Raw genomic sequence first — 1,001 nt, forward strand, 5'->3', positions numbered from 1 at the left:
CCCAGCAGGCTGCGCTGCCGAGCGTCGGCGAAGGCCAGGCCGTCGCCATCGGTGGTGGCCTGGGCCAGCTCAGCGCTCAACTGGTCTCGCAGCTGCTTGCGCGGGGCGAGGTCAATGCCACCGGTCTGCGCGTGCAGCACTGGCAGGCGTTTGTCGAAGAACTCGCGGCGGTGGTCCAGCATTGCGCGGTAGCTGGCCAGCTTGCTGCGCCAGTCGGCCAGGTTGGCCTGCAGGAAGCGCAGGTCGCGGTGGTTCTTGAAGGCTTCCTGGAAATCGTTCTGCGCCATCACCAGGCGCAGGTGGCCGGCGGCCGGCATCTGCGGCAGGCGAGAGATCTGGCGCAGTGCGCCCATCTCCTCGCCGGGGTTCAGCGTCAGCAGCGCGTCCAGCCAGCCGGGATTGCGCAGCGCGGCGATCGACTCGTCGAGCTGCTGGTCGGACTGGGCATACTGGCCCAAGGTCTGCTCGTATTGCGCGGCCGCCGGCGCAATGGCGCCGAGTTCGGTCAGCGCGTACGGCATGGCCAGGCGGGCTTCCAGCACCGCGGCGTCGTCGCTGTCGCGCTTGGCCAGTTCGGTCCAGGGCACCAGCGCCAGCTTGGGCTGCTTGAGCGACAACGCGGCCCAGCCGAAGCCCAGCAGCGCCTTGTTCGAGGCGGGGCCGTTCAGGCGCACGCGCTCCAGCCATTTGCGGGCGTTTTCCGGTTCCTCGGCCTGCAGTGCGCTGTAGCCCAATGCGACGTTGGCCTGGTCGCGCAGTGCGCGCATTTCCTCGTTGCCGGCGGCTTGCTGGCCGAGTTCGTCGAGGATCTTCACGCCGGAGTCGCGCTGGCCGCTGCGGATCAGCGCCACGCCCAGGTTGAAGCGGGCATAGCGGGTGGCGCGGTCGGTCTCGTCGTCGGCGTACTGCTGGCCGAACCAGCCCAGTGTCCAGACAGACGCCCAGCCGGACGCCCGGGCGGCAGGCTTGCGTTCGGCCAGTCCACGCAGCGCGTCGGCGGC

The 1,001-nt window shown here is 70.0% G+C and carries 1 protein-coding gene; it reads right to left on the bottom strand.

The genetic code is table 11. From position 1 onward, the window contains the following. The coding region (locus FKP22_RS33330; protein ID WP_375140645.1) for a tetratricopeptide repeat protein at positions 1-1,001 on the bottom strand (1,001 nt) is incomplete at both ends.

Source organism: Ideonella azotifigens (assembly GCF_006519715.1).
Taxonomy (GTDB): domain Bacteria; phylum Pseudomonadota; class Gammaproteobacteria; order Burkholderiales; family Burkholderiaceae_C; genus Ideonella; species Ideonella azotifigens.